The following is a 26,611-nucleotide window of genomic DNA, read 5'->3' as shown; positions in this document are numbered from 1 at the left end:
AGCCCAGTCATGAGCACCCGCGAGCAGCAGGTCATCGAGGCGCTGCGCGTCTCCCTCAAGGAGACCGAGCGGCTGCGCAGGCGCAACCGCGAACTCGTCGAGGCCGCCCGGGAGCCGATCGCCGTCATCGGCATGAGCTGCCGCCTGCCCGGCGGGGTGACGTCGCCCGACGAACTCTGGGACCTCGTCCGGGCCGGCGGCGACGGCATCGGCGACTTCCCGACCGACCGGGGCTGGGACCTCGACGCCGACGCCGACTACGCCCGGCTGGGCGGATTCGTCGCGGACGCCACCGAGTTCGACGCCGCCCTGTTCGGTATCTCGCCGCGCGAGGCGCTGGCGATGGACCCCCAGCAGCGGCTCCTGCTCGAAGCCTCCTGGGAAGCGCTGGAGCGGGCCGGCATCGCCCCCGACTCGCTGCGCTCCAGCCGGACCGGGGTGTTCGCGGGCGCCTCCCACTCGGGCTACGCCACCACCGGGGTGCACGTCCCGGAAGACGCCGAGGGACATCTGCTCACCGGCACCTCGGACAGCGTCATCGCCGGCCGCGTCTCCTACACCCTCGGCCTGGAAGGGCCCTCGGTGACCGTGGACACCGCCTGCTCCTCGTCCCTCGTCGCCCTCCACCAGGCGGCGCAGGCCCTGCGCGCGGGCGAATGCACCCTGGCCCTCGCCGGCGGCGTGACCGTGATGCCCGCCCCCACGCCGTTCGAGGCGTTCGCCAAGCAGAACGGCCTGGCCGCCGACGGCCGCTGCAAGTCCTACGCCGCCGTGGCGGACGGCACCGGCTGGTCCGAAGGCGTCGCGGTGCTGGTGGTGGAGCGGCTCTCGGACGCCCTCGCCCACGGCCACCAGGTCCTCGCCGTCCTGCGCGGCTCCGCCGTCAACCAGGACGGCGCGTCCAACGGCCTCACCGCGCCGAACGGCCCCGCCCAGCAGCGCGTCATCCGGGCCGCCCTCGCGGCGGCCGGGCTGGAACCGGCCGACGTGGACGCCGTAGAGGGCCACGGCACCGGCACCCGGCTCGGCGACCCGATCGAGGCTCAGGCGCTGCTCGCCACCTACGGACAGAACCGTGAAGAGCCCCTGTGGCTCGGGTCGTTGAAGTCCAACATCGGCCACACCCAGGCGACCTCCGGCATCGCGGGCGTCATCAAGACCGTCCTGGCCCTGCGCCACGGCATCCTGCCCCGCACCCTGCACATCGACGCGCCGAGCCCGCACGTCGCCTGGCAGCGCGGCGCGGTCTCGCTGCTCACCGAGGAACGCCCCTGGCCGACCGTCGACCGGCCGCGCCGCGCGGCGGTCTCCTCGTTCGGCGTCAGCGGCACCAACGCCCACGTCGTGCTCGAACAGGCCCCCGAGCCCCCCGCCGACGCCGACCGCCCGGCCGCCGACCGGCCCGTGCCCGCCACGCTGCCCTGGCCGCTCTCGGCCCGCGACGAGGACGCCCTCCTCGCCCAGGCACGCCGACTCGACGACGACCTGCCCGACGCCTCCGACCTCGACATCGGCCACGCCCTCGCCACCACCCGCGCACACCTGGAGCGCCGGGCCGTGCTCCTCACCGACCCGCGCGAGGCGCTCACCGCACTGGCCCGCGACGGGTCCGCCCCCGGCGCGGTCGTCGGCACCGCCCGCGACGGCGACCTCGCGTTCCTGTTCACGGGGCAGGGGGCGCAGCGGGTGGGTATGGGGCGCGGTTTGTACGAGGCGTTCCCGGTGTTCGCGGAGGCGTTCGACGCGGTCTGTGCGCGGGTGGATGCCGGCCTTGAACGGCCTGTGCGGGAGGTGGTGTTCGGGGACGACGACGCTGCCTTGAACCGGACCGGTTATGCGCAGCCGGGGTTGTTCGCGGTGCAGGTGGCGTTGTTCCGGTTGGTCGAGTCGTGGGGTGTAGCCCCGGACGTGCTGGTGGGGCACTCCGTCGGTGAGGTGGCGGCCGCGCACGTCGCCGGCATTCTGTCGTTGGACGATGCGTGTGCGCTGGTGTCGGCGCGTGCGCGGTTGATGGAGGCGTTGCCCGGGGGTGGGGCGATGCTGGCGGTGGAGGCGGCCGAGGGGGATGTGATCCTGCCGGAGGGTGTGGACCTCGCGGCGGTCAACGGCCCCTCCTCGCTGACGGTTTCCGGTGATGCGGAGGCGGTTGCCGGCCTGGAGTCCCGGCTGCGCGCGGAGGGCCGCAGGGTCAAGCGGCTCACGGTCTCGCACGCGTTCCACTCCCACCGCATGGAGCCGATGCTCGGGGAGTTCGCGCGGGTGGCGGAGTCGTTGACGTATGCGCCGGCTTCGGTGCCGTTGGTGCCGACCGCTTCGGGTGATCCGGCGACGGCGGCGTACTGGGTGCGGCAGGTCCGCGAACCCGTCCGCTTCGCGGACGCGGTCGCCGCGCTGCCTGCCGAGGGCGTCACCCGGACGTTCGAACTCGGCCCCGACGCAGTGCTGTCCGCACTGGTCCGCGGTGTGTCCGAGGACATGACGGCCGCGACCGCGCTGCGTGACGGGCAGGACGACGTCGCAGCGCTGTTCACCGCCGTGGCACAGCTCCACGTGGTGGGCGTGGCCGTCGGCTGGGCGGAGATCTACCGGGGCCTCGGCGCCCGGCACGTCGCCCTCCCGACGTACGCCTTCCGGCGCACGCGCTACTGGCTCGACCCGCTGCCCCGGGACCGCGCGCTGCGCCCCGAGGACCCGGCCGAGGCGGACTTCTGGGAGGCGGTGGAGGACGGCGACGCCGACCGCCTCGCGGACACCCTGCACCTGACCGACGACGGCACCCGGCGCAACCTCGACGCGGTGCTCCCCGCCCTCGGCGACTGGCGTCGCACCCGGGCCGAGGAGTCCGTGGTGGACGCCTGGCGCTACCGGGTCACCTGGCGTCCGCTCACCGTTCGGCCCGCCTCGCTGGAGGGAACCTCCTGGCTGGTCCTCGGTGATGACCCCGGGGACCGGATCGCCGGCCTGCTACGGGCCCACGGTGCTGAAGCCGTCCCGGCCGGGTTCGGTGCGGAGTTGAGCGGGTTCGGGGACGTGGCGGGTGTGGTGTGTCTGCCGTCGGCCCCGGTGGATCTGCTGCCGTTGCTGCGTGCGGACGCCGGGTTCGGGGGCCGGTTGTGGGTGCTGACGCGTGGGGCGGTGTCGGTGAACCGCGCGGACGGGGCGCCCGACCCCTCGGCGGCTGCGGTGTGGGGGCTGGGCCGGGTCGCCGCGCTGGAGCAGCCCGAACGCTGGGGCGGCCTCATCGACCTCCCCGCCACCCTCGACACCCGCGCGGGCGCCCGGATCGCCGCGGTACTCGCCGGGACCGGCGGAGAGGACCAGGTCGCCGTACGCGCCACCGGCGTGTTCGGCCGCAGGCTGCTGCCCGCCCCGGCCCGGCCCGCCGGTCCGTGGCACGCGCCGGCGTCGCTGGGCCCGGTGCTCGTCACCGGCGGCACGGGTGGCCTCGGCGCCCGGACGGCCCGCTGGCTGGCCGACCGCGGGGTGTCGCGCCTGGTGCTGCTCGGGCGCCGGGGCCCGGACGCGCCGGACGCCGCTGCGCTGGTCGCCGACCTCGCCGCACGGGGGACCACCGCGACCCTCGTCGCCTGCGACGTGACGGACCGCGCGGCACTGGCCGCAGTGGTGACCGAACACGGCGTGACGGGCGTGGTGCACACGGCCGGCGTGATGGCCATGGAACCCCTGTCCGGCCTGTCGCCGCACGCGTACGCCGAGGTGGCGCGGGCGAAGGCGGAGGGCGCGAGCCACCTGGACGCGCTGCTGCCCGACGCGGAACTCTTCGTGGTGTTCTCGTCCATCGCGGGCGTGTGGGGGAGCGGTGGCCAAGGGGCGTACGCGGCGGCCAACGCCCACCTCGACGCCCTGGCCGAAGCCAGGCGTCGGCGCGGCGTGCCGGCCCTCTCGGTGGCCTGGGGCCCCTGGGCCGACGGCGGCATGCTGGCGGACCACGGTGCCGAAGCGGAGGAGGGTCTGCGGCGGCGCGGACTCACCGCGATGGACCCGGACCGGGCGCTCGCCGCCCTCGACCGCGCCCTGGCGGCGGGGGACACCTGCGTCACCGTCGCCGATGTGCACGGGCCCCGCTTCGCCGGGGTGTTCTCCGCCGCCCGACCGAGCGCACTGCTCGCGGAACTCCCCTGGGACGACGAGACCCCCGCCGCGCGGGAGGGAACCCCCGAAGGCGCCCCCTCCTGGACCGCCCGGTTGGCCGCGCTCTCCGGATCCGAACGCGACCGCGCCGTCCTCGACCTGGTCCGGACGGAGGCCGCCGCCGTCCTGGGGCACGCCACCCCCGAGGACGTACGGCCCGACAGCCCGTTCAAGGACCTCGGCTTCGACTCGCTCACCTCGCTGGACCTGCGGGACCGCCTCACCACCGCCACCGGCCTGCGCCTCACCGCGACCCTCGTCTTCGACCACCCGAACGCGGCGGCCCTCGCCCGCCACCTCGTCACGGAGAGCGTCGGCGACGCCCCCGCCACCGGGCCCGCACCCGTCGCCGCCCGCACCGACGAACCGATCGCCATCGTCTCCATGGCCTGCCGCTACCCCGGCGGGGTCAGCGGCCCGGGGGACCTCTGGGACGTCGTCGCCGAGGGCCGCGACGTCGTCACCGGATTCCCCACCGACCGGGGCTGGGACCTCGACGCCCTGTTCGCCGGCGACGGCCCCGGCACCTCCTACGCCCGCCACGGCGCGTTCCTCACCGGGGCGGGCGATTTCGACGCGGAGCTCTTCGGCATATCCCCGCGCGAAGCCCTCGTGATGGACCCCCAGCAACGGCTGCTGCTGGAGTCGGTCTGGGAGGCCGTCGAGGCCGCCGGCATCGACCCCCGCTCGCTGCGCGGCAGCCGCACCGGCGTCTTCGCCGGCACCAACGGCCAGGACTACGCGGCCCTCGCCGCGCAAGGGCCGGAAGGCGCCGAGGGCTACCTCGCCACCGGCACCACGGCCAGCGTCATGTCCGGTCGCGTCTCCTACGCCTTCGGCCTCGAAGGACCGGCCGTCACCGTCGACACCGCTTGCTCCTCGTCCCTGGTCGCCCTCCACCTGGCGGCGCAGGCCCTGCGCAACGGCGAGTGCTCGCTGGCCCTCGCCGGCGGTGTCACCGTCATGGCCACTCCTACGGCGTTCGTCGAATTCAGCCGGCAGCGCGGACTCGCCGCCGACGGCCGCTGCAAGGCGTTCGCCGAGGCGGCCGACGGAACCTCCTGGTCCGAGGGGGTCGGCGTCGTCCTCCTCGAACGACTGTCCGACGCGCGGGCCAACGGCCATAGGATCCTGGCCGTCGTCAGCGGAAGCGCCGTCAACTCCGACGGCGCGTCCAACGGTCTCACCGCCCCCAACGGCCCCTCCCAGCAGCGGGTGATCCAGGACGCGCTCACCATGGCCGGCCTCCGGCCGACCGACGTGGACGCCGTCGAGGCCCACGGCACCGGCACCCGCCTCGGCGACCCCATCGAGGCGCAGGCGCTGCTCGCGACGTACGGGCAGGACCGCGAGGAACCCCTCTGGCTCGGCTCGGTCAAGTCCAACATCGGGCACACGCAGGCCGCCTCCGGCGTCGCGGGCGTCATCAAGATGGTCGAGGCGATGCGCCACGGCCTGCTGCCCCGCACCCTGCACGTCGACCGGCCCTCGTCACACGTCGACTGGTCGGGCGGCGCGGTGGAACTGCTGACGGAGAGCCGCCCGTGGGCCGCCTCCCCGGACCGTCCCCGCCGGGCGGGCGTGTCCTCCTTCGGCGTCAGCGGCACCAACGTCCACGTCATTGTGGAACAGGCCCCCGATGGGCCGGCCGAATCCGCACCCGAACCGCCGCATCGGCCGACCACCCCTGCCGAGCGGCCCGCGACGACGCCGACCCCCTTGGCCTGGCACCTGTCGGCCCGCTCGGCAGCCGGACTGCGCGCCCAGGCCGACCGGCTGCTCGACCACCTCACCGACCACCCGGAGACGGCTCCCTCCGCCGTCGCCCACACCCTCGCGACGGGCAGGGCCGCCCTCGAACACCGCGCCGTCGTGCTCGGCGCCGACCCCGACGCACTCCTCACCGGCCTGCGCGCCCTCGCCGCCGACACCCCCGCCGCCCACGTCCGCCGGGGCACCGCGCTCGACGGCGCCCTCACCTTCCTGTTCACGGGTCAGGGGTCGCAGCGGGTGGGGATGGGGCGTGGGTTGTACGAGGCGTTTCCGGTGTTCGCGGAGGCGTTCGACGCGGTGTGTGCGCGGGTGGACGTCGGGTTGGATCGTCCGTTGCGGGAGGTGGTGTTCGGGGACGACGCCGCTGTGTTGAACCGTACGGGTTATGCGCAGCCGGGGTTGTTCGCGTTGCAGGTGGCGTTGTTCCGGTTGGTGGAGTCGTGGAGGGTGACTCCGGACCACGTGGTGGGGCATTCGATCGGTGAGGTGGCCGCCGCGCATGTGGCGGGGATCTTGTCGTTGGACGACGCGTGTGCGTTGGTGTCGGCGCGTGCGCGGTTGATGGAGGCGTTGCCCGAGGGTGGGGCGATGCTGGCGGTGGAAGCCGCCGAGGCGGAGGTGGAGCTGCCGGAGGGGGTCTGCCTCGCTGCCGTCAATGGCCCCGACTCCCTTACGCTGTCGGGCGACGCGGAAGCGATCGAGGCTCTGGAGTCCCGGTTGCGGGCGGAGGGTCGGCGGGTCAAGCGGCTGACGGTCTCGCATGCGTTCCATTCGCATCTGATGGAGCCGATGCTCGCGGAGTTCGGGCGGGTCGCGGAGTCGCTGACCTACCGTGCTCCGGCGATCTCGTTGGCCGCGACGGCTTCGGGGGACCCGGCGACTGCGGCGTACTGGGTGCGGCAGGTGCGGGAGCCGGTGCGGTTCGCCGACGCGGTGGCCGCACTGTCCGGCACCCGTACCTTCCTCGAACTCGGACCCGACGGCACCCTTTCCGCCCTCGTCCAGGGCCTCACCGACGAGGCCGCCGCCGTCCCGCTGATCCGGGACGGCCACCACGCGGAGACCGACTCCTTCCACCGCGCCCTGGCCGACCTCCACGTACGCGGCGTCGCCATCGACTGGGCCCGCCACATCCCGGGCCCCGGTGCCGTCCTGCCCACCTACGCCTTCCAGCACGAGCGGTACTGGATACGCCCCCGGCCCGCCGCCGGCGACCTCACGGCCGCCGGACTCGGCCACGCCGGCCACCCGCTCATCGGCGCCTCAACCCCCCTCGCCGACGGTGCCGGACACCTCTGCACCGCACGGCTGACGCCAAACGCCCACCCCTGGCTCGCGGAGCACGTCGTCCACGAGCGCACCGTGCTCCCCGGCACAGCGCTGGTCGAACTGGCCCTCCGGGCAGGGGCCGAAGCGGGCGCCGAAGCGGAGGCCGGAACCGTCCGGCTGGACGAACTCACCATCGAAGCCCCCCTCGTGCTGCCCGCCACCCTGCAGATCATCGTCGGCCCGGCGGACGAGGACGGCCTGCGACCCGTCAGCATCCACGGCCGGCCGGACGACGCCCACGACTGGACCCGGCACGCCGAAGGCCGGCTCGGCGTCTCCGCCGCACCGCTCCCCGAACCGCTCACCGTCTGGCCCCCGGCCGGTGCCGAACCCGTCGAGACGGACACCCTGTACGCCGAACTCGCCGCGCGCGGGCTGGCCTACGGGCCCACGTTCCAGGGCCTGCACGCCGCCTGGCGCACCGCCGACGGGGTCTGCGTCGACGTCGCGCTGCCCGAGGGCTCCGACGCCCGCTCCTTCGGCCTGCACCCCGCCCTGCTCGACGCCGCCCTGCACGGCCTGGGCCTCGGCGGGGTGCTCGACGGCGCCACGGGCGACGACACCGCGCGCCTGCCGTTCTCCTGGGCCGGCACCACCCTGCACGCCACCGGTGCCGAACGGCTGCGGGTCCGGATCACGGCCGTGGGCCCCGACACGGTGTCCCTGGCGGCGGCCGACCCGACCGGCGCGCCCGTCGCCACCGTCGACGCCCTCACCCTCCGGCCCGTCGACCCGAACCGGATACAGGCCCCCACGACGGCCGACGCCCTCTTCTCCGTCACCTGGACCCCGCTCGCCCTCCCCGACGCTCCGCACGCCGGCACCGCCCCGACCGCGCCGCCGGCCGGAGACACGACCGGAGACATCGGCGGAGACATCGGCGGGGACACGACCGTCGTCCGGCTCCCGGACGGGGACCTGCATGCCACCACCCGCCGTGCGCTGAGCATCGTCCAGGAACACCTCGCGGACGCCACCGCGACCGGGACCAGGCTGGTGCTGGTCACCACCGGAGCCGTGGCCTGCCTCCCCGGCGACCTGATCACCGCACCCGCCGCCGCAGCGGCCCGCGGACTGGTGCGCTCCGCGCAGTCCGAGCACCCCGGACGCATCGTCCTCGTGGACATCGACCAGGACGACTCCCTCACCGCGCTGCCGGCCGCCCTCGCCCTGGACGAACCCGAACTCGCCCTGCGCGCGGGCCGCCCCCACGCCCCCCGGCTCACCAGGCCGACGGCCGCCCTCGCCACCCCGGACGTTCCCGCGTGGCGGCTGGAGCCCACCGGCACCGGCACCCTGGACGGCCTGGCCTTCGTCCCGGTCGCCGAGATGGCTCCGGGCTTGGGGGAGGTCCGGATCGCGGTCCGCGCGACCGGGGTGAACTTCCGTGACGTACTGATCGGTCTGGGGGAGTATCCGGATCCGGCTGCCTTGATGGGGTCGGAGGGTGCGGGTGTGGTGCTGGAGGTCGGTGAGAATGTCACCGATCTGGCGCCGGGTGATCGGGTCTTCGGTCTGTTCTCCGGCGGCTTCGGCCCCTCGGTGGTGGTGGACCGGCGGATGGTCGCTCCGGTTCCGGAGGGCTGGTCGTTCGTCGATGCGGCGTCGGTGCCGATGGCGTTCCTGACGGCGTTCTACGGCCTGGTGGATCTGGGCGGTCTGCGGTCCGGTGAGCGGGTTCTCGTCCATGCGGCGGCGGGTGGTGTGGGGATGGCGGCGGTGCAGATCGCGCGTCATCGGGGTGCGGAGGTGTTCGGTACGGCGTCGGTGTCCAAGTGGGCGGCGACGGGTCTGGACGCCGACCACCTGTCCTCGTCCCGCGATCTGGGCTTCGAGGACGTGTTCCGCAGTCGTACTGGTGGCCGCGGTGTCGATGTCGTACTGAACGCGCTGGCCGGGGAGTTCATCGACGCCTCCGCGCGGCTCCTCGCGCCGGGCGGCCGGTTCGTGGAGATGGGCAAGGCCGACCTCCGCGACCCGGACTCGTTCGGACCCGACGGCACCTACCGGTCGTTCGACCTGTGGGAGGCCGGTCCGGACCGGTTGCAGGCGATGCTGTGCGAGTTGCTGGAGCTGTTCGCGTCCGGGGTGCTGCGGCTGCCGCCGGTGCGGGCGTGGGACGTGCGCGAGGCGCGCGCGGTGCTGCGTCACGTGGGGTCGGGTGGCCACATCGGCAAGAACGTGCTGGTGTTGCCGAGGGAGTTGGACCCCGAGGGCACGGTTCTGATCACCGGTGGCACGGGGGCTCTGGGCGGTTTGTTGGCCCGCCACCTGGTGGAGTCCCGAGGTGTGCGCCATTTGGTGCTGGCCAGCCGCCGGGGTCCGGACGCGCCGGGAGCGGCGGAACTGGTCGCGGAGCTGGAGGCGTCGGGTGCGTCGGTGCAGGTGGTGGCGTGCGACGCGGCCGACCGTCACGCGGTCGCCGCGCTGCTCGCGGCCGTCCCGGCGGCGCATCCGCTGACCGGTGTGGTCCACGCGGCGGGCATCGCCGACGACGGCGTGATCGAAGCGCTCACCGCCGACCGGCTGGACGCCGTGCTGCGTCCGAAGGCGGACGCCGCCCTGGTCCTGCACGAGCTGACCGCCGGACTCGACCTGGCGATGTTCGTGCTGTACTCCTCCGTGGCCGCCACGCTCGGCACCCCCGGCCAGGGCAACTACGCCGCGGCCAACGCCTTCCTGGACGCCCTCGCCCACCGCAGGCACGCCCGGGGTCTGCCCGCCACCGCGGCGGCCTGGGGCCTGTGGGACCGGGCCAGCGCCCTCAGCGGAACCCTTGACACCACCGACCGGGCCCGCTTCGCCCGACTGGGCTCCGCCCTCTCCGACGCCGACGGGCTCGCCCTCTTCGACACGGTGACGGGACGGCCCGAACCCCATCTCGTTCCCCTCCGGCTCGACCTCGCCGGGCTCCGGTCCCGCACGCCGGACGCCCCCGTCCCCGCGTTGCTCCGGGGCTTGCTGCGGGCCCCCGTACGACGCGCCGCCACGGCCACCGGCTCCTTCGCCGCCACACTCGCCGCGCAGACCCCGGCCGACCAGGAACGCACTCTCGTCGGTCTCGTACGCGCCCAGGCTGCCGCGGTCCTCGGACACGCCTCGGCGGACGCCGTGCAGACCGGACGCGCCTTCCGCGACCTCGGCTTCGACTCGCTGACCTCCGTCGAGCTCCGCAACCGCGTGAACGCCGCCACCGGCCTGCGGCTGCCGGCGACGCTCGCCTTCGACCACCCGACGCCCGAGGCGCTGGCCGCACACCTGCTCACCGCCCTCGTGCCCGAGGGCACCGCGACGCCCGCCGCCGCCCCCGTGGCCGCCGTGCAGACCGACGAACCGATCGCCATCGTCTCCATGGCCTGCCGTTACCCCGGCGGCGTCTCCTCGCCCGAGGACCTGTGGCGCCTGGTGGTCGACGGCGTGGACGCGGTCGGCGGCTTCCCCGCGGACCGGGGCTGGCCGACCGACGGGGAGGCAGGCCGCGCGTACACCCGGGCAGGGGGTTTCGTCGACGACGCCACCGCTTTCGACGCCGGACTCTTCGCCATCTCGCCGCGCGAGGCCCTCGCCATGGACCCCCAGCAGCGCCTGCTCCTGGAAGCCTCCTGGGAGGCGTTCGAGCGCGCCGGCATCGACCCGCTCTCCCTGCGCGGCCGTCAGGCCGGCGTGTTCATGGGCGTCGCCGCCTCCCACTACGGCCTGGACGGCGAGGAAGCCGCGGGCCACGGACTGACCGGCACCGCCACCAGCGTCGCCTCAGGACGGCTCGCCTACTTCTTCGGCCTCGAAGGCCCGGCCCTGACCGTCGACACCGCCTGCTCGTCGTCCCTGGTCGCGTTGCACCTGGCGGCCCAGTCGCTGCGCAACGGGGAGTGCGATCTCGCGCTCACCGGCGGCGCGACCGTCATGGCGACCCCCGGCATCTACACCGAATTCAGCATGCAGCAAGGGCTCGCCGCCGACGGCCGCTGCAAGTCCTTCTCGGCCGACGCGGACGGCACCGGCTGGTCCGAAGGTGTCGGCGTGCTGCTCGTCGAGCGGCTGTCCGACGCCCTCGCGGCCGGTCACGAGGTGCTCGCCGTCGTCCGCGGCTCCGCCGTCAACTCCGACGGGGCGTCCAACGGCCTGACCGCCCCCAACGGCCCCTCCCAGCAGCGGGTCATCCGCGCCGCCCTCGCCGCCGCCGGGCTGCGTCCCTCCGAGGTGGACGCCGTGGAGGCGCACGGCACCGGCACGAAGCTCGGCGACCCGATCGAGGCGCAGGCGCTGCTCGCGACGTACGGGCAGGACCGCGAGGAGCCCCTGCACCTGGGCTCCTTGAAGTCCAACATCGGGCACGCCCAGGCCGCGTCCGGGGTGGCCGGGGTCATCAAGACCGTGGAGGCGCTGCGCCACGGCGTACTGCCGCGGACCCTGCACGCCGCCGAACCCACCCCGCAGGTCGACTGGTCGGCGGGCGCGGTCCAACTGCTCACCGAGAACCGGCCCTGGCCCGCCCTGGGCCGGCCGCGCCGCGCCGCCGTCTCCTCCTTCGGCGTCAGCGGCACCAACGTCCACGTCGTCCTCGAACAGGCGGCGGAGCCGCCGGCCCCCTCCGCCCCCGTCGCGCCCCTGGTCCCGTCGGCCGTGCCGTGGGTGCTCTCCGCGCGTACCCCCGCCGCGCTCCGGGACCAGGCCGCCCGGCTCGCCGAACGGATCGCCGACAGCGACGCGGACCCGGCCGACGTCGCCGCCACCCTCACCGCCGGCCGCGCCCGCCTCGACCACCGGGCCGTCCTCGTCGGCACCGACCGCGACACCTTTGTGACGGCCCTCGGCGCACTCGCCGAGGGCGCTCCCACAACCGCGCACGACACCGCCGCCCCCGGCGCCCTCACCTTCCTGTTCACGGGTCAGGGGTCGCAGCGGGTGGGGATGGGGCGTGGGTTGTACGAGGCGTTTCCGGTGTTCGCGGAGGCGTTCGACGCGGTGTGTGCGCGGGTGGACGGCGGGTTGGATCGTCCGTTGCGTGAGGTGGTGTTCGGGGACGACGCCGCTGTGTTGAACCGTACGGGTTATGCGCAGCCGGGGTTGTTCGCGTTGCAGGTGGCGTTGTTCCGGTTGGTGGAGTCGTGGGGGGTGACTCCGGACCACGTGGTGGGGCATTCGATCGGTGAGGTGGCGGCCGCGCATGTGGCGGGGATCTTGTCGTTGGACGACGCGTGTGCCCTGGTGTCGGCGCGTGCGCGGTTGATGGAGGCGTTGCCCGGGGGTGGGGCGATGCTGGCGGTGGAGATGTCCGAGGGAGAGTTGGAGCTGCCGGAGGGGGTGTGTCTGGCGGCGGTGAACGGGCCTGAGGCTCTTACGGTTTCGGGTGATGAGGAAGCGATCATCGGTCTGGAGGTCCGGTTGCGGGTGGAGGGCCGGCGGGTCAAGCGGCTCGCGGTCTCGCATGCGTTCCATTCGCATCTGATGGAGCCGATGCTCGCGGAGTTCGGGCGGGTCGCGGAGTCGCTGACCTACCGTGCTCCGGCGATCCCGTTGGCCGCGACGGCCTCGGGGGACCCGGCGACTGCGGCGTACTGGGTGCGGCAGGTGCGGGAGCCGGTGCGGTTCGCCGACGCGGTGGCCACACTGACCGGCACCCGTACCTTCCTCGAACTCGGACCCGACGGCGTCCTCTGCGCCCTCGTCCGGGGTGCCGCCGCGGACACGGCTGCGGTAGCGGTGCTCCGCTCCGGCCGGCACGAGCCGACCGCGGTGCTGGCCGCCGTCGGGCGGGCCCACGCCCGCGGCGCCGACGTCGACTGGACCGCCGTCCTCGGCCACGGCCGTCGCCGGGTCGCCCTGCCCACCTACCCCTTCGAGCGGACCCGGTACTGGCCGGAACCGGCTCCCGCCACGGCGACCGCCGGTGAGGACACCGCGTTCTGGACCGCCGTCGACTCCGGCGACGCCGGGGTTCTCGCCGACGTGCTGGAGACCGACACCGACCGGGCGGACGCGCTGCTGCCGACCCTCACGGCGTGGCGGGAGACCCGGCGCCGACGCACCCAGCTCGACTCCTGGCGCTACCGCGTCGCCTGGGAGCCCCAGGCGGGTCCCCGCACCGGGCGGCCCGGCACGCTCACCGGGACCTGGGCCGTCGTCGCCGCCGGACCGGCCCCCGACGTGGTGGCCGCGCTGACCGCGGCCGGCGCCGACACCCTCGAACTCACCCCCGGGCAGCGGATACCCGCCGGTGCCGCCGGCGTCCTCGGCCTGGTCGACGCCCCCGCCCTCCTGACGCTGCTCTCCGACGCGGCCGGCACCGGCACCCGGGTGTGGGGCGTCACCCGCGGGGCCGTGGCCGTCGGCCGCACCGCCCACGTCACGGCACCGGAACGCGCCGAGGTCTGGGGCGTCGGCCGGGTCGCCGCACTGGAGACACCCGACCGCTGGGGCGGCCTGGTGGACCTGCCCGACCTGCTCGACGACCGCGCCGGAGCCAGGCTCGTCCACGTACTCACCGGCGACGAGGACCAGGTGGCGATCCGCGCCGACGGAGTCCACGCCCGCAGGCTGCGCCGCGCCCCGCTCGCCGGGCCGGCCGTACGGGAGTGGGCGCCGACCGGGCCGGTGCTGGTCACCGGCGGCACCGGGGCCCTCGGCACCGCACTCGCCCACTGGCTCGTCGGCCGCGGAGCGACCGAACTGATCCTGGCCGGACGGCGCGGCCCCGAGGCCCCCGGCGCGGCCCGCCTCGTCGCCGACCTCGCCGGACGCGGTGTCACCGTTCGGCCCGTCGCCTGCGACGTCGGCGACCGGGACGCCCTCGCCGCCCTGCTGACCGCCCACCCCGTCACCGCCGTCTTCCACGCGGCGGGCGTCGACACCCCCACCCCGCTCGACGCCGCCGACCCCCGGGCGTACGCCGACGTGGTGCGGGCCAAGGCCCTCGGCGCCCGTCACCTCCACGAGCTGACCGGGACCGGGACCGGAGCCGTCGACACCTTCGTCCTCTTCTCCTCGATCGCCGGGGTGTGGGGGAGCGGCGGCCAGTGCGCGTACGCCGCGGCCAACGCCCACCTCGACGCGCTCGCCTCCCACCGCCGCGCCCTCGGACTGCCCGCCACCTCGGTGGCGTGGGGGCCCTGGGCCGGAGCGGGGATGGCGGCCGGCCCCGCCGCAGGCCACCTGCGCCGCCGGGGGCTGCGGCCCCTCGACGGCGACCGGGCGCTCGCCGCGCTCGGCCAGGCACTCGACCACGACGAGGACACCCTCGTCGTCGCCGACGTCGACTGGTCGCCCTTCGCCCGCTCGTTCACCGCCGTCCGCCCCAGCACGCTGTTTGCCGGAGTGCCCGAGGCCGCCGAGGCCCTCGGACGCGGCACCGCCGTCCCGGCCGCGGGACCGTCCGCCTGGGCCGCGGGACTCGACGGCCTCGGCGCCGCCGACCGGCGGCGCGAGGCCGTCGCCCTGGTCCGGGAGCACGTCGCCGCAGCCCTCGGCCACCCCGGCCCCCAGCAGGTCGACACCCGTAAGCCGTTCAAGGAGATGGGCTTCGACTCGCTGGCCGCGATCGACCTCCGCGACCGGATCGGCGCGGCCACCGGCCTCAGCGTCTCCGCCACCGCCGCCTACGACCACCCGACCGTGGACGCGCTCGCCACCCACCTGCTGGGCCGGCTCCCCGGCGCCGCCCCGGCCGACACCACCGGCGGCGCGGTCGCCCCACACGCCGCGTACGACGACGACCCCGTGGCGATCGTCGCCATGGCCTGCCGGTACCCCGGCGGCGTGGCCTCGCCGGAAGACCTCTGGGACCTGGTGGCCTCCGGCTCCGACGCCGTCACCGGGTTCCCCGAGGACCGCGGCTGGGACCTCGAATCAGGGACCGGCCACACCGGAGCCGGCGGCTTCGTGCACGACGCCACCCGCTTCGACAGCGAACTGTTCTCCATCTCGCCGCGCGAGGCGCTCGCCATGGACCCCCAGCAGCGTCTGGTGCTGGAAACCGCCTGGGAGACCCTGGAACGCGCCGGGATCGATCCGACCTCCGTCCGAGGCAGCCGCACCGGCGTCTTCGTCGGCGCGTCCAACTCGGCGTACGGCAGCGGCGCCACGCTGCCCGCCGAGCTGGAGGGCCACCTGCTGACCGGCACCGCGAACAGCGTCCTGTCCGGTCGGATCGCCTACACCCTGGGCCTGGAGGGTCCCGCGATCACCGTGGACACCGCCTGCTCGTCGTCCCTGGTCGCCCTGCATTGGGCCGCGCGCGCACTGCGGGACGGCGAGTGCGACCTCGCGCTCGCGGGCGGCGTCACCGTCATCGCCTCGCCCGGCGCGTTCTCCGAGTTCAGCAAGCAGGGCGGCCTGTCCGCCGACGGCCGCTGCAAGTCCTTCTCCGCCGACGCGGACGGCACCGGCTGGTCCGAGGGCGTCGGCATGGTGCTGGTGGAGCGGCTCTCCGACGCCCGCGCCCGCGGGCACCGCGTCCTGGCGCTGGTACGCGGCTCCGCCGTCAACTCCGACGGCGCGTCGAACGGTCTCACCGCCCCCAACGGCCCGTCCCAGCAGCGGGTGATCCGTGAGGCGCTGGCCGCCGCCCGGCTGGAACCGGCGGACGTGGACGCGGTGGAGGCGCACGGCACCGGCACCCGGCTCGGCGACCCGATCGAGGCGCAGGCGCTGCTCGCCGCCTACGGACAGGACCGCGAACAGCCCCTGCTCCTGGGCTCGTTGAAGTCCAACACCGGTCACACCCAGGCGGCCTCGGGCGTCGGCGGCCTGATCAAGATGGTGCAGGCGATGCGGCACGGCATCCTGCCCCGCACCCTGCACGTCACCGAGCCGACCCCGCACGCCGACTGGTCGACGGGCGCCGTCGAGCTGCTCACCGAGAACCGGCCCTGGCCCGCCACGGGCCGGCCCCGGCGCGCCGGGATCTCGTCCTTCGGCGTCAGCGGCACCAATGTCCACACCATCGTCGAACAGGCCCCGCAGGAACCGGCTGCACCGGCGGAACCGGCGGACTCCACCCCCGCCGACCGCACGCCCGCCGACCGTACCCCCCGCACCGGCGATACGGCTCACCGCACGCGGCCGCTCTGGCTGCTCTCCGCGCGCTCCGCCGAGGCGCTCGCCGCGCAGGCGGCCCGGCTGCTCGACCTGGTCCGGGCGGCGGACGCCCCCGACCCGACCGCGATCGCCCGCGCCCTGGCCGCGGGTCGCGCCCAGCTGGACCACCGGGCCGTCGTGCCCGGCGGCGACCTGGACGCTCTCGCCGCGCTCGCCGAGGGCCGCGCGACTCCGGCCGCGGTGCGCGGCACCACCACGGACGGCCCGACCACCTTCCTGTTCACCGGCCAGGGCGCGCAGCGGGCCGGGATGGGGCAGGGGCTGTACGAGGCGTACCCGGTGTTCGCCGACGCCTTCGACGCGGTCTGCGCGCGCGTGGAGTCGGACCGGCCGTTGCGTGAGGTGGTGTTCGGGGACGACGGCGCTGTGCTGAACCGGACCGGTTATGCGCAGCCGGCGTTGTTCGCGTTGCAGGTGGCGTTGTTCCGGCTGTTGGAGTCGTGGGGTGTCGTTCCGGACCACCTGGTGGGCCATTCGATCGGTGAGCTGGCCGCCGCGCACGTGGCGGGGATCCTGTCGCTGGACGACGCGTGCCGCCTGGTGTCGGCGCGGGGGCGGTTGATGGAGGCGCTGCCCGAGGGCGGGGCGATGCTGGCCGTGGAGGCGGCCGAAGGGGATCTGGTCCTGTCCGAAGGGGTGTGCCTCGCCGCCGTCAACGGGCCCGACGCGCTCACGGTGTCGGGGGACGGGGAGGCCGTCGACGCCCTGGAGGCCCGGCTGCGGGCCGAGGGCCGCAAGGTCAAGCGGCTCACCGTGTCGCACGCCTTCCACTCCCACCGCATGGAGCCGATGCTCGCGGAGTTCGCCGGCGTCGCCGAGTCGCTGACGTACCACGCGCCCCGCATCCCGCTCGCGCCGACCGCCCCCGGCGACCCGGCCACCGCCGCCTACTGGGTGGGTCAGATCCGGGAGCCGGTACGGTTCGCGGACGCGGTGGCCGCGCTGCCGGACGTGCGCGCGTATCTCGAACTCGGCCCGGACGGCGTGCTGTCCGCGCTGGTCGGCCGCGGGGACGGCCACGCCGTCGCCGTTCCCGCGCTGCGCGGCGGCTCCGCCGACGCCGACACGCTGCTCGGCGCGGTCGCCCGGCTGCACGTGGCCGGCGCCCGCGTCGACTGGACCGCCATCCTCGGCGTACCGGCGGACCTGGTCGACCTGCCGACGTACGCGTTCCAGCGCGAGCGGTACTGGCTGGAGCCCGCCGGCGCCCCGGCGGACGGAGGTTCCGACGCCTTCTGGAACACGGTGACGGCGGACGGCCTCGACGCCCTGCCCGTGACCGCCGACGACCGGGCGGTCCTCGCCGGCGCGCTGCCCGTGCTCGCCGGGCTGCGCCGCGCCCACCAGGACCGGACCTCCGCCGACGCCTGGCGCTACCGCGTCACCTGGGAGCGGCTGCCCGACCGCAGCGCCGCTCCGGCCGGCCGCTGGCTCTGCGTCGCCCCCGACGGCCACATCCCCGAGGACGTGCGGGCCGCGCTCACCGGAGCCGAGCTGGTCCCGGTGGCCGCCTCCGGACACGAGCGGGCGGCCCTGACCGGGCTGCTGCGCGCGGCGGTCGGACCGGACGCCGGACTCGCCGGGGCCCTGGCGTTTTTGCCGGCCGACGGAGTGCTGACGCTCGTCCAGGCGCTCGGCGACGCCGGAGTGACGGCCCCCGTATGGGCCGTCACCCGCGGAGCCGTCGCCGTCGACCGGACCGAGCGACCGGCGGACCCGTCCGCCGCCGCGGTCTGGGGGCTCGGCCGGGTGGTCGGGCTGGAACTGCCCGAGCGCTGGGGCGGCACGATCGACCTGCCGGCCGTGCTCGACCCACGTACCGGCCGCCGGTTCGCCGCCGCCCTGGCGACCGCGCCCGAGGACCAGCTCGCGGTGCGCGCCGACGCCATTCACGGCCGCCGGCTGCACACCGCCCCGGCGCGCGGGCGCACCGCCGGCGCCCCCTGGACGCCGGACGGGCCGGTACTCGTCACCGGCGGCACCGGAGCCCTCGGGGCGCGGGTGGCCCGCTGGCTGGTGGACCGGGGCGCCGGCGAACTCGTCCTGGTGAGCCGTGGCGGCCCGGCCGCGGAGGGCGCCGACGCCCTCGAAGCCGAACTCGCCGCGGCGGGCGCCCTCGTCCACCTCGTCGCCTGCGACGTGTCCGACCGGGACGCCGTCGCCCGGCTGATCGCCGACCACCCCGTCACCGCGGTGTTCCACGCGGCCGGCGTGGTCGACGACGGCGTGGTCGACCACACGACGCCCGAGCGGTTCGCCGCGGTGCTGCGCGCCAAGGCGGACTCGGCGCTGGTGCTCGACGAACTCCTCGGGCAGGTCGGCGCGTTCGTCGTCTTCTCGTCCCTCGCCGGCACGGTCGGCAGCCCCGGCCAGGGCGCCTACGCCGCCGCCAACGCCGTGCTGGACGCCCTCGTCGAACGCCGGCGGGCCGAGGGGCGCGCCGGCACGTCGGTGGCCTGGGGGCCGTGGGCGGAGACCGGCATGGCGGCCGACGCCCCCACCGCCGACCGCATGCGGCGCGGCGGACTCGCGGCCCTCGACCCCGCGCGCGCCCTGACCGCACTGGGCCGGGCGCTCGACCTGGGGGACCGCTGCGTCGTCGTCGCCGACGTCGACTGGCAGCGGTTCGCCCCCGGCCTCACCGCCTCCCGTCCCACCGCCCTCCTCACCCACCTGGTGGAGACCCACCGGGCCCCCGCCGCACCCGCCGTCGCCCCCGGCGACGTCCTCGGCCTGGTGTGCGCACGGGCCGCCGCCGTGCTCGGCCACGGCTCGGCGGCCGCCATCGACGCCGGCCGTCCCTTCCGCGACCTCGGCATCGACTCGCTGACCGCGTTGGAGCTCAGGAACACCCTCGCCGCGGAGACCGGACTGCGCCTGCCCGTCGGCCTGGTGTTCGACTTCCCGACGCCGGCGGCCCTCGCCGGTCACCTCCGTACGCTGCTGTCCGGCGAACCCGCGGCACGGACGGGGGAGACGGGGACCGGACCGGCCGCCGCGGACGAACCGATCGCGATCGTCGGCATGGCCTGCCGGTTCCCCGGCGGGGTGTCCTCGCCCGAGGACCTGTGGCGGGTCGTCACCGAGGGGACCGACGCGATGGGCCCCTTCCCCACCGACCGCGGCTGGGACCTCGGCTCCCTCTACGACCCGGACGCCCGGCGCCCGGGAACCACGTACGCCCGCGAAGGGGGTTTCCTCGCCGGGGCCGCCGACTTCGACGCCGAACTGTTCGGCATCTCCCCGCGCGAAGCCCTCGCCATGGACCCCCAGCAGCGGCTGCTCCTGGAGACCGCCTGGGAGGCCGTCGAGGGAGCGGGCATCGACCCGCACTCCCTGCGCTCCACCCCCACCGGCGTCTTCGCCGGCACCAACGGGCAGGACTACGCGGCGCTGCTCCTCGACGCGGACACCGACACCGACACCTCCGAGCTCGAAGGCCACGTCGGCACCGGCAACGCGGCCAGCGTGCTCTCCGGACGGATCGCCTACGCCTTCGGGCTGGAGGGCCCGGCGGTCACCGTCGACACCGCCTGCTCCTCGTCGCTGGTGGCCCTGCACTGGGCGGTCCAGTCGCTGCGCAACGGCGACTGCACCCTGGCCCTCGCCGGCGGGGTGACCGTGATGTCCACGCCGGGCGCCTTCGTGGAGTTCGCGAGGCAGCGGGGACTGGCCGCCGACGGCCGCTGCAAGGCGTTCGGCGCCGCCGCCGACGGCACCGGGTGGGGCGAGGGCGTCGGCGTGCTCCTGGTGGAGCGGCTGTCCGACGCCCGCCGCAACGGCCACGAGGTGCTCGCGGTGGTCCGCGGCTCCGCCGTCAACCAGGACGGCGCGTCCAACGGCCTCACCGCACCCAACGGCCCCGCCCAGCAGCGGGTGATCCGGGCCGCCCTGGCCTCCGCCGGACTGGCGTCCGCCGACGTCGACCTGGTCGAGGCCCACGGCACCGGCACCTCCCTGGGCGATCCCATCGAGGCCGAGGCGCTGCTGGCCACCTACGGCCGCGACCGGGAACAGCCGCTCTGGCTCGGCTCGGTGAAGTCCAACATCGGCCACACCCAGGCCGCCGCCGGCATCGCCGGAGTGATCAAAACGGTCATGGCGGTACGCAACGGGGTGCTGCCCCGCACCCTGCACGCCGACGAACCCACCCCGCACGTCGACTGGACGGCCGGCGACATCGGCCTGCTCACCGCCAACCGGCCCTGGACCTCGGCCGGCCCGCGCCGCGCCGCGGTGTCGTCGTTCGGCCTCAGCGGCACCAACGCCCACACCATCATCGAGGAGTACCCGACCGAGGAATCCGCACGCCCCGCGGCCGGGACGCCCGGACCCACCGCCCCCGTCCCGTTCGTGCTGTCCGCCGCCACCCCCGCCGCCCTGCGCGCCAGGGCGGAACGGCTGCGGGCCGTCGCCGGTGAACTGCCGATGCTCGGTATCGCCGCGGCCCTCGCCACCGGCACCGCGCGGCTCCGCCACCGGGCGGTCGTGCTCGCCGACGGCGCCGAAACCCTGTCCGCCGCCCTCACCGCCGTGGCCGGGGGCGACCGGGCGCCCGGCGTCTTCCACAGCGAGGCGCGGGACGGCGGCCTCGCCTTCCTCTTCACCGGCCAGGGCGCCCAGCGAACCGGCATGGGACAGGAGCTGTACGACACCTTCCCGGTGTTCGCCTCGGCGTTCGACGAGGTGTGCGAACGGATCGACACGGCAGCCGGCCGCCCGCTGCGGGACGTCGTCCTCGGCGACCCGGATGCGCTGGAGCGCACCGAGTACGCACAGCCGGCCCTCTTCGCCCTCGAAGTGGCGCTGTACCGGCTGGTGGAATCCTGGGGCGTCGTCCCGGACCACCTCGTCGGGCACTCCGTGGGCGAGGTGGCCGCCGCGCACGTCGCGGGCGTCCTCGCGCTGGACGACGCCTGCACGCTGGTCGCGGCACGCGGCCGGCTGATGCAGGCGCTGCCCGGAGGCGGCGCGATGCTGGCGGTCGAGGCTGCCGAAAGGGACCTGGAACTGCCCGACGGCGTGGACCTCGCCGCCGTCAACGGCCCCGCCTCCCTGACCCTCTCCGGCGACGAGGAGGCCGTCGACGCCCTGGAAGCCCGGCTGCGGGCCGAGGGCCGCAAGGTCAAGCGGCTCACCGTGTCGCACGCCTTCCACTCGCACCGCATGGAACCCATGCTCGACGCGTTCGCCGCCACCGCCGCGACCCTGACCTACCACGCCCCGGCGATCCCGGTCGTGTCCACCGTCACCGGCACCCCCGACCCCGAACTCGCCACGCCCGCATACTGGGTACGGCAGATCCGCAGTACCGTCCGCTTCGCCGACGCGCTGCGCACCCTGCGCCGACGCGGCACCGTCCACCTGCTGGAACTCGGCCCCGACGGCGTCCTCACCGCGCTCGCCGAGGACGGCGTCGCCGCGCTCCGTCGCGGCCGGCCCGAACGCGACACCCTGCTGGCCGCCGTCGCCCGTCTGCACGCCCGGGGCGTTCCGGTCGACTGGTCGCCGCTGCTGGAGGACGCACGACCCGTCCGGCTGCCCGGATACCCCTTCGACCGCCGCCGCCACTGGCCCGCCACCCGCGCAGGCGCCGACGTGGACCGCCTGCGCCACCGGATCACCTGGACCCCGGTGCCGACCGCTGCCGAGACGGTGCTCGAAGGGACCTGGGCGGTCCTCGGTCCCCGCTCGGATGCGCTCGTCGCCGCGACCGTACGGGCCGTCGAACGCCACGGCGGCACGGTCGTGGACCGTGCGGACGGCGAGGTGACCGGCATCCTCACCGTGCCCGCACCCGGCACGCATCCCGGCGACGGCGACGGCGATGTTGCCGGACCCGACCACAGCCGGCGGTCGCGGCCCGCGGAACTCCTCGACCTGCTGCGCCGTGCAAAGGCACCCGTATGGTGCCTGACGCGTGGCGCGGTGTCCGCCGGCGACGGGACGGCCGCCACCGACCCCGACCAGGCACAGTTCTGGGGGCTGGGCCGGGTCGCGGCACTGGAACACCCCGACCGCTGGGGCGGACTCGTCGACCTGCCCGAGGAGTTCGACACCCGGACCGGCGACCTCCTGGCGGCGGTGCTGGCCGGTCTCGGCGAGGACCAGGTCGCCCTGCGTGATGGGCGGGTGCTGGCGCGTCGTCTGGTGCGGGCTCCGTTGGGGGTGGGTTCGCCGGTGGGTTCGTCGCCGGTGGGGCGCGCGCTGGGTGGTCCGGTGCTGGTGACGGGTGGTACGGGTGCGTTGGGTAGGCATGTGGCGCGTTGGGTGGTGGAGCGGGGGGCGCGTGAGGTGGTGCTGACGAGTCGTTCGGGTCCGGCTGCGCCGGGTGCCTCCGCGTTGGTGGCGGAGTTGGCGGAGTCGGGGGCGAAGGCGGTGGTGGTGGCGTGCGACGTCGCCGACCGGGACGCGCTGGCCGAGGTCGTCGCCGCGTACCGCCCCACCGCCGTGGTGCACGCCGCCGGGGTCACCGGCGTCGGACGCCTCGCCGACCTCGACGCCGACGCGTACGCCGAGGCGGTCCGGGCGAAGGTGGAGGGGGCCCGGCATTTGGACGAACTGGTGCCGGAAGCGGAGCTGTTCGTGCTGTTCTCGTCCGTCGCCGGAGTCTGGGGGAGTGGCGGCCAGGGCGGTTACGCGGCGGCCAACGCCTACCTCGACGCGCTGGCGCACAAGCGCCGGGCCGAGGGACGCACGGCGACCTCCGTCGCCTGGGGGAGCTGGGACGGCGAGGGTATGGCGGCCGGCGAGGAGACCGCCGCCTACCTGGCCAAGCGCGGCCTGCGCGCCCTCGACCCGACCCGGGCCCTCGCCGCGCTCGGCCGGGCCGTCGACGCGGGGGACACCTGCGTCACCGTCGCCGACGTCGACTGGGACCGGTTCGTCCCCGCCTTCACCGTGTCCCGCCCCAGCCCGCTGCTCGCCCGACTCGTCGACACGCCCCGCCCGTCCGCCGGTACGGGCACCGCTGCGTCGAGCCGCCCGGACGCCGGGCCCGCACTGCGCGAACGGCTCGCCGGAACCTCCGGCGCCGAGCGGGACGCCCTGCTCGGGACGTTGGTCCGGGACGCCGTCGCGGCCGTCCTCGGCCACACGGGCGCCGAAACCGTGGAGCTGCACCGCCCGTTCAAGGAGATCGGCTTCGACTCGCTGACCGCCGTCGAACTCCGCGACCGGCTGCGCGCGGACACCGGACTGGAGCTGCCCGCCTCACTGGTCTTCGACCACCCGACCCCGGCGGACCTGGTGCGCAGACTCCTCGACGAGCTGGGCCCGGTGTCCGGCACCGCGTCCCTGCTGGCCGGACTCGACGCCCTGGACGCGGAGTTCAGCACCACCCCGCCCGACGGGCTGACCCGGGCGAAGATGGCGGTACGGCTCCAGACCTTCCTGTCCCGGTGGGTCGACGACCGGGCCACCGCCGCCACCGGGCCGTCCGGTCTGGACGATGTCGGGGACGAGGACATGCTGGCGCTCATCGACCGGGAGCTGGGCCTCTGACCCGTCGGCCCGCGGGGCCGGTCCGGGGGCCCGGACCGTGGAACGGGGAGGAGCTGGCCGAACCGGGTGCGGCTGGAGCTGTCCGGTCTTCTCCCCGGACGGGTCCGGAGGCTCGCTCCGGCCGGTGGTGGTGGCAGCGGCCGCGGCGGGGACCGGTGGGGACCGACGGGGCCTCGCACCGGCCGCTCCGCTACCGAACCGGGCGTCGGCCTCCGGACGGAGCTTCGGTGCGGTCCCGCACGATGATCTTGCCGGTGTTCTCGCCGCGCAGCATTCCCAGGAACGCGTCCACGAGGCGCTCGAAGCCGTCGACCACCGTCTCGTCCGCGGAGAGCCGGCCGCTCTGCAGACGGGGGACGGCGAACTCGTACAACTCCTCTTGCAACTCCTGGTAGTTGCGCACCAGGAAGCCTTCCATGCGGAGGCTCTTCTCCACGATGTCCGCGTAGTCGAAGCGTGGTGGCACCGCGTCGGGGGAGTTGTACTGACTGATCGTGCCGATCCGGACGATGCGCCCGAAGTCGCGCAGCGCTCCCACCGCGGCGGCGAGCTGTTCGCCGCCGACGTTGTCGACGAACACGTCGATGCCGCCCGGCGCGGCCTTGCCGAGCAGCTCGGCGGCGGGCCCGTCGTGGTAGTCGAAAGCGTGGTCGTAGCCCACCTCCCGCACGAGGTAAGCGGCCTTCGCGGCCGAGCCCGCGCTGCCCACGAGCCGTCCGGCGCCCAGCAGCCTGGCGAACCGGCCGGTCGCCGTGCCGACCCCGCCCGCCGCCGCCGACACGAACAGATCCTCGCCCTCCTGGAGCCGGGCGATCCGGGTGAGACCCACATAGGCGGTCAGGCCGGTGCCGCCGAGGGTGCTGAGGTGCGCGGTCAGGGGCACCCCCTCGAAACGGGGCAGCCGTCGGACCTCCTCGGGAGTGACGGTGGCATGCGTGCGCCAGCCCTGCCGGTGGAACACGAATTCGCCCTCGGCCAGTTCGGGAGTGCGCGAGGCGACGACCCGCCCGATGCTGCGTCCCTCCAGCGGTGCGCCGAGCGCGAAGCCGCCGGGCACGTCATCCATCATCTCCCGGTGGTACGGGTCGACGGACCAGTAGAGGTTCTCCACGAGCGCGGCGCCCGCCGGCGGCACGGGGAGCGCCGACTCGACGAAGGCGAAGTGCTCCGCGGTGGGAAAGCCGTGGGGGCGGGCGATCTGATGCACGGTGAGCGCGGTCTCGTTCATGAGCGGACCGTACGGCGCGGAGGTGCCACCCGGGCAGCCGGATAGGCTCATGCGACCGACCGTTCCATGAGCAGTTCTCATGTTCCGAGGTGAGCGCCCCGTGGCCCGCACGAACGATGCCGATCTCAGCCCTCAGGAACTGCGCGTCCTGGTCGCGGTCGCGGAGACCCAGGGGTTCTCGGCGGCGGCCGAGGCGCTCGGTCTGACCCAGTCCGCGGTCTCCCACTCGGTGCGCGGAAGCGAACGCAAGGTCGGCGCCGTGCTGTTCGACAGAGGTCGCTCCGGCGCCCGTCCCACCCCTTCCGGAGAGAGGGCCGTGGCGTACGCACGTCGCGTTCTGCGTCTGCTGGAGGTCCTGGGCGCCGAGACGCGCGGAGCGGCCCGGTCCGGCACGGCGGAGGGGCCACTGCGGATCGCGGCGTTCCGCAGTGCGGCTCTCCACCTGCTGCCACCCGTCCTCGAACGGCTCCGGGCCCGGCATCCGGGCATCGAGCCCCGGGTGCGGATCGTACGCGAGGTCGGGCGGGGCACCGCGGGCGAAGTGGCCGACGGGAAAGCCGACATAGCTATCGCCACGCTCGGGGGCTCCACGGCCCTTCCGCCGGGCCTGATCGCGAGCGGCCTCCTCGAAGATCCGTACGCCCTCGTGCACCCGGCGGGGCACGCCACCCCGCGCTCGCTGCCGCTGGTCGACTGGGCCGAGAACTGCGGCTCGTACACCCGTGAGTGGTGGGCCGCGCAGGACTGGATCCCGGACACGACCATCGAGGCGGAGGACGACGGAGCGGTGCTCTCCTTGGTGAGCGCGGGTCATGGAATGGCGATCATGCCGGCGCTCTCCCGGGCCGGAGCGACACCCTCGGTCACGGTCACCGATCTCGGGCCGGACCGTCCGACACGCCAGGTCGGCTACGTCACCACCTCCGACCTGGCCGCAGCCGCGGTGGTGCGCGCCTTCGTGCGGGAGTTGCGGGCCACGGTGGGCGCCCGGACGTGGGGGCCGCCGTGACGCGTTCGAGCAGGACGGTGCCTCCTCCCCCCGGCGCGTGACGGCAATGGGGCGGGCGCGGCCGCAAGGGTGCGACGCGGGTCAGGGGTCCGACCGGACCGAGTGCGGCTCCGGACAGTGCGTCCGGCACTGATCGGACGGCCTCCTGATTTCCCTGCGCGTATTTCCCGCCGTCGCCGCACGGAATTCACCTCCGGTCACCGCCGTCCCGCCCGTGCGAAAAACTCCTCGTGCCCGTCGGCGGGTCGGTGGAAAACACCGGGAGAACCGTCACGGACGATCGCGGCGGACGCGGTCGCACGGCAGGCGACGGCGCCGGACGGCGCTCCGCCGCCCCCGGCGCGCCACCCCGACCCGCTCCCCACCCCGGAACAGGGGGCTTCCTCATACGGGGCGTATTCGGGCGGCCCCCGCACCGCGCGGCCCGCACGCCCGCTCCCGCGCCCGGTCCGTCCCGGTGGGGCGGCCCTTAGGGGTCGCATTAGGGGTTGTTGCGGGCTCCGAACGGTTCGTACCCTCAG

Annotated in this window: 3 protein-coding genes; 2 read left to right on the top strand and 1 reads right to left on the bottom strand. The window is 75.3% G+C overall.

Annotated features, from left to right (window positions below; genetic code table 11):
- Positions 1-9: 9 nt before the first annotated feature.
- Complete coding sequence (locus Q0994_RS21310) at positions 10-23,853, top strand: type I polyketide synthase (RefSeq protein WP_299537467.1); 23,844 nt, start codon at positions 10-12, stop codon at positions 23,851-23,853.
- A gap of 190 nt (positions 23,854-24,043) precedes the next feature.
- On the opposite strand, the gene Q0994_RS21305 is transcribed toward Q0994_RS21310, so the two are convergent.
- The gene (locus tag Q0994_RS21305; protein ID WP_299537465.1) at positions 24,044-25,081 is read right to left on the bottom strand and encodes an NADP-dependent oxidoreductase; all 1,038 of its coding nucleotides are present in this window, start codon (positions 25,079-25,081) and stop codon (positions 24,044-24,046) included.
- A 100-nt stretch (positions 25,082-25,181) separates the two neighbouring features.
- Between Q0994_RS21305 and Q0994_RS21300 the strand changes: the two genes are divergently transcribed.
- Positions 25,182-26,090, top strand: a complete 909-nt coding sequence (locus tag Q0994_RS21300) for a LysR family transcriptional regulator (RefSeq protein ID WP_299537462.1) — start codon at positions 25,182-25,184, stop codon at positions 26,088-26,090.
- Positions 26,091-26,611 lie beyond the last annotated feature (521 nt).

This window comes from uncultured Streptomyces sp. (genome assembly GCF_947488945.1).
Taxonomy (GTDB): domain Bacteria; phylum Actinomycetota; class Actinomycetes; order Streptomycetales; family Streptomycetaceae; genus Streptomyces.
Note: the sequence above shows the minus strand (reverse complement) of the source record. Positions and strands in the feature narration are given on the sequence as shown.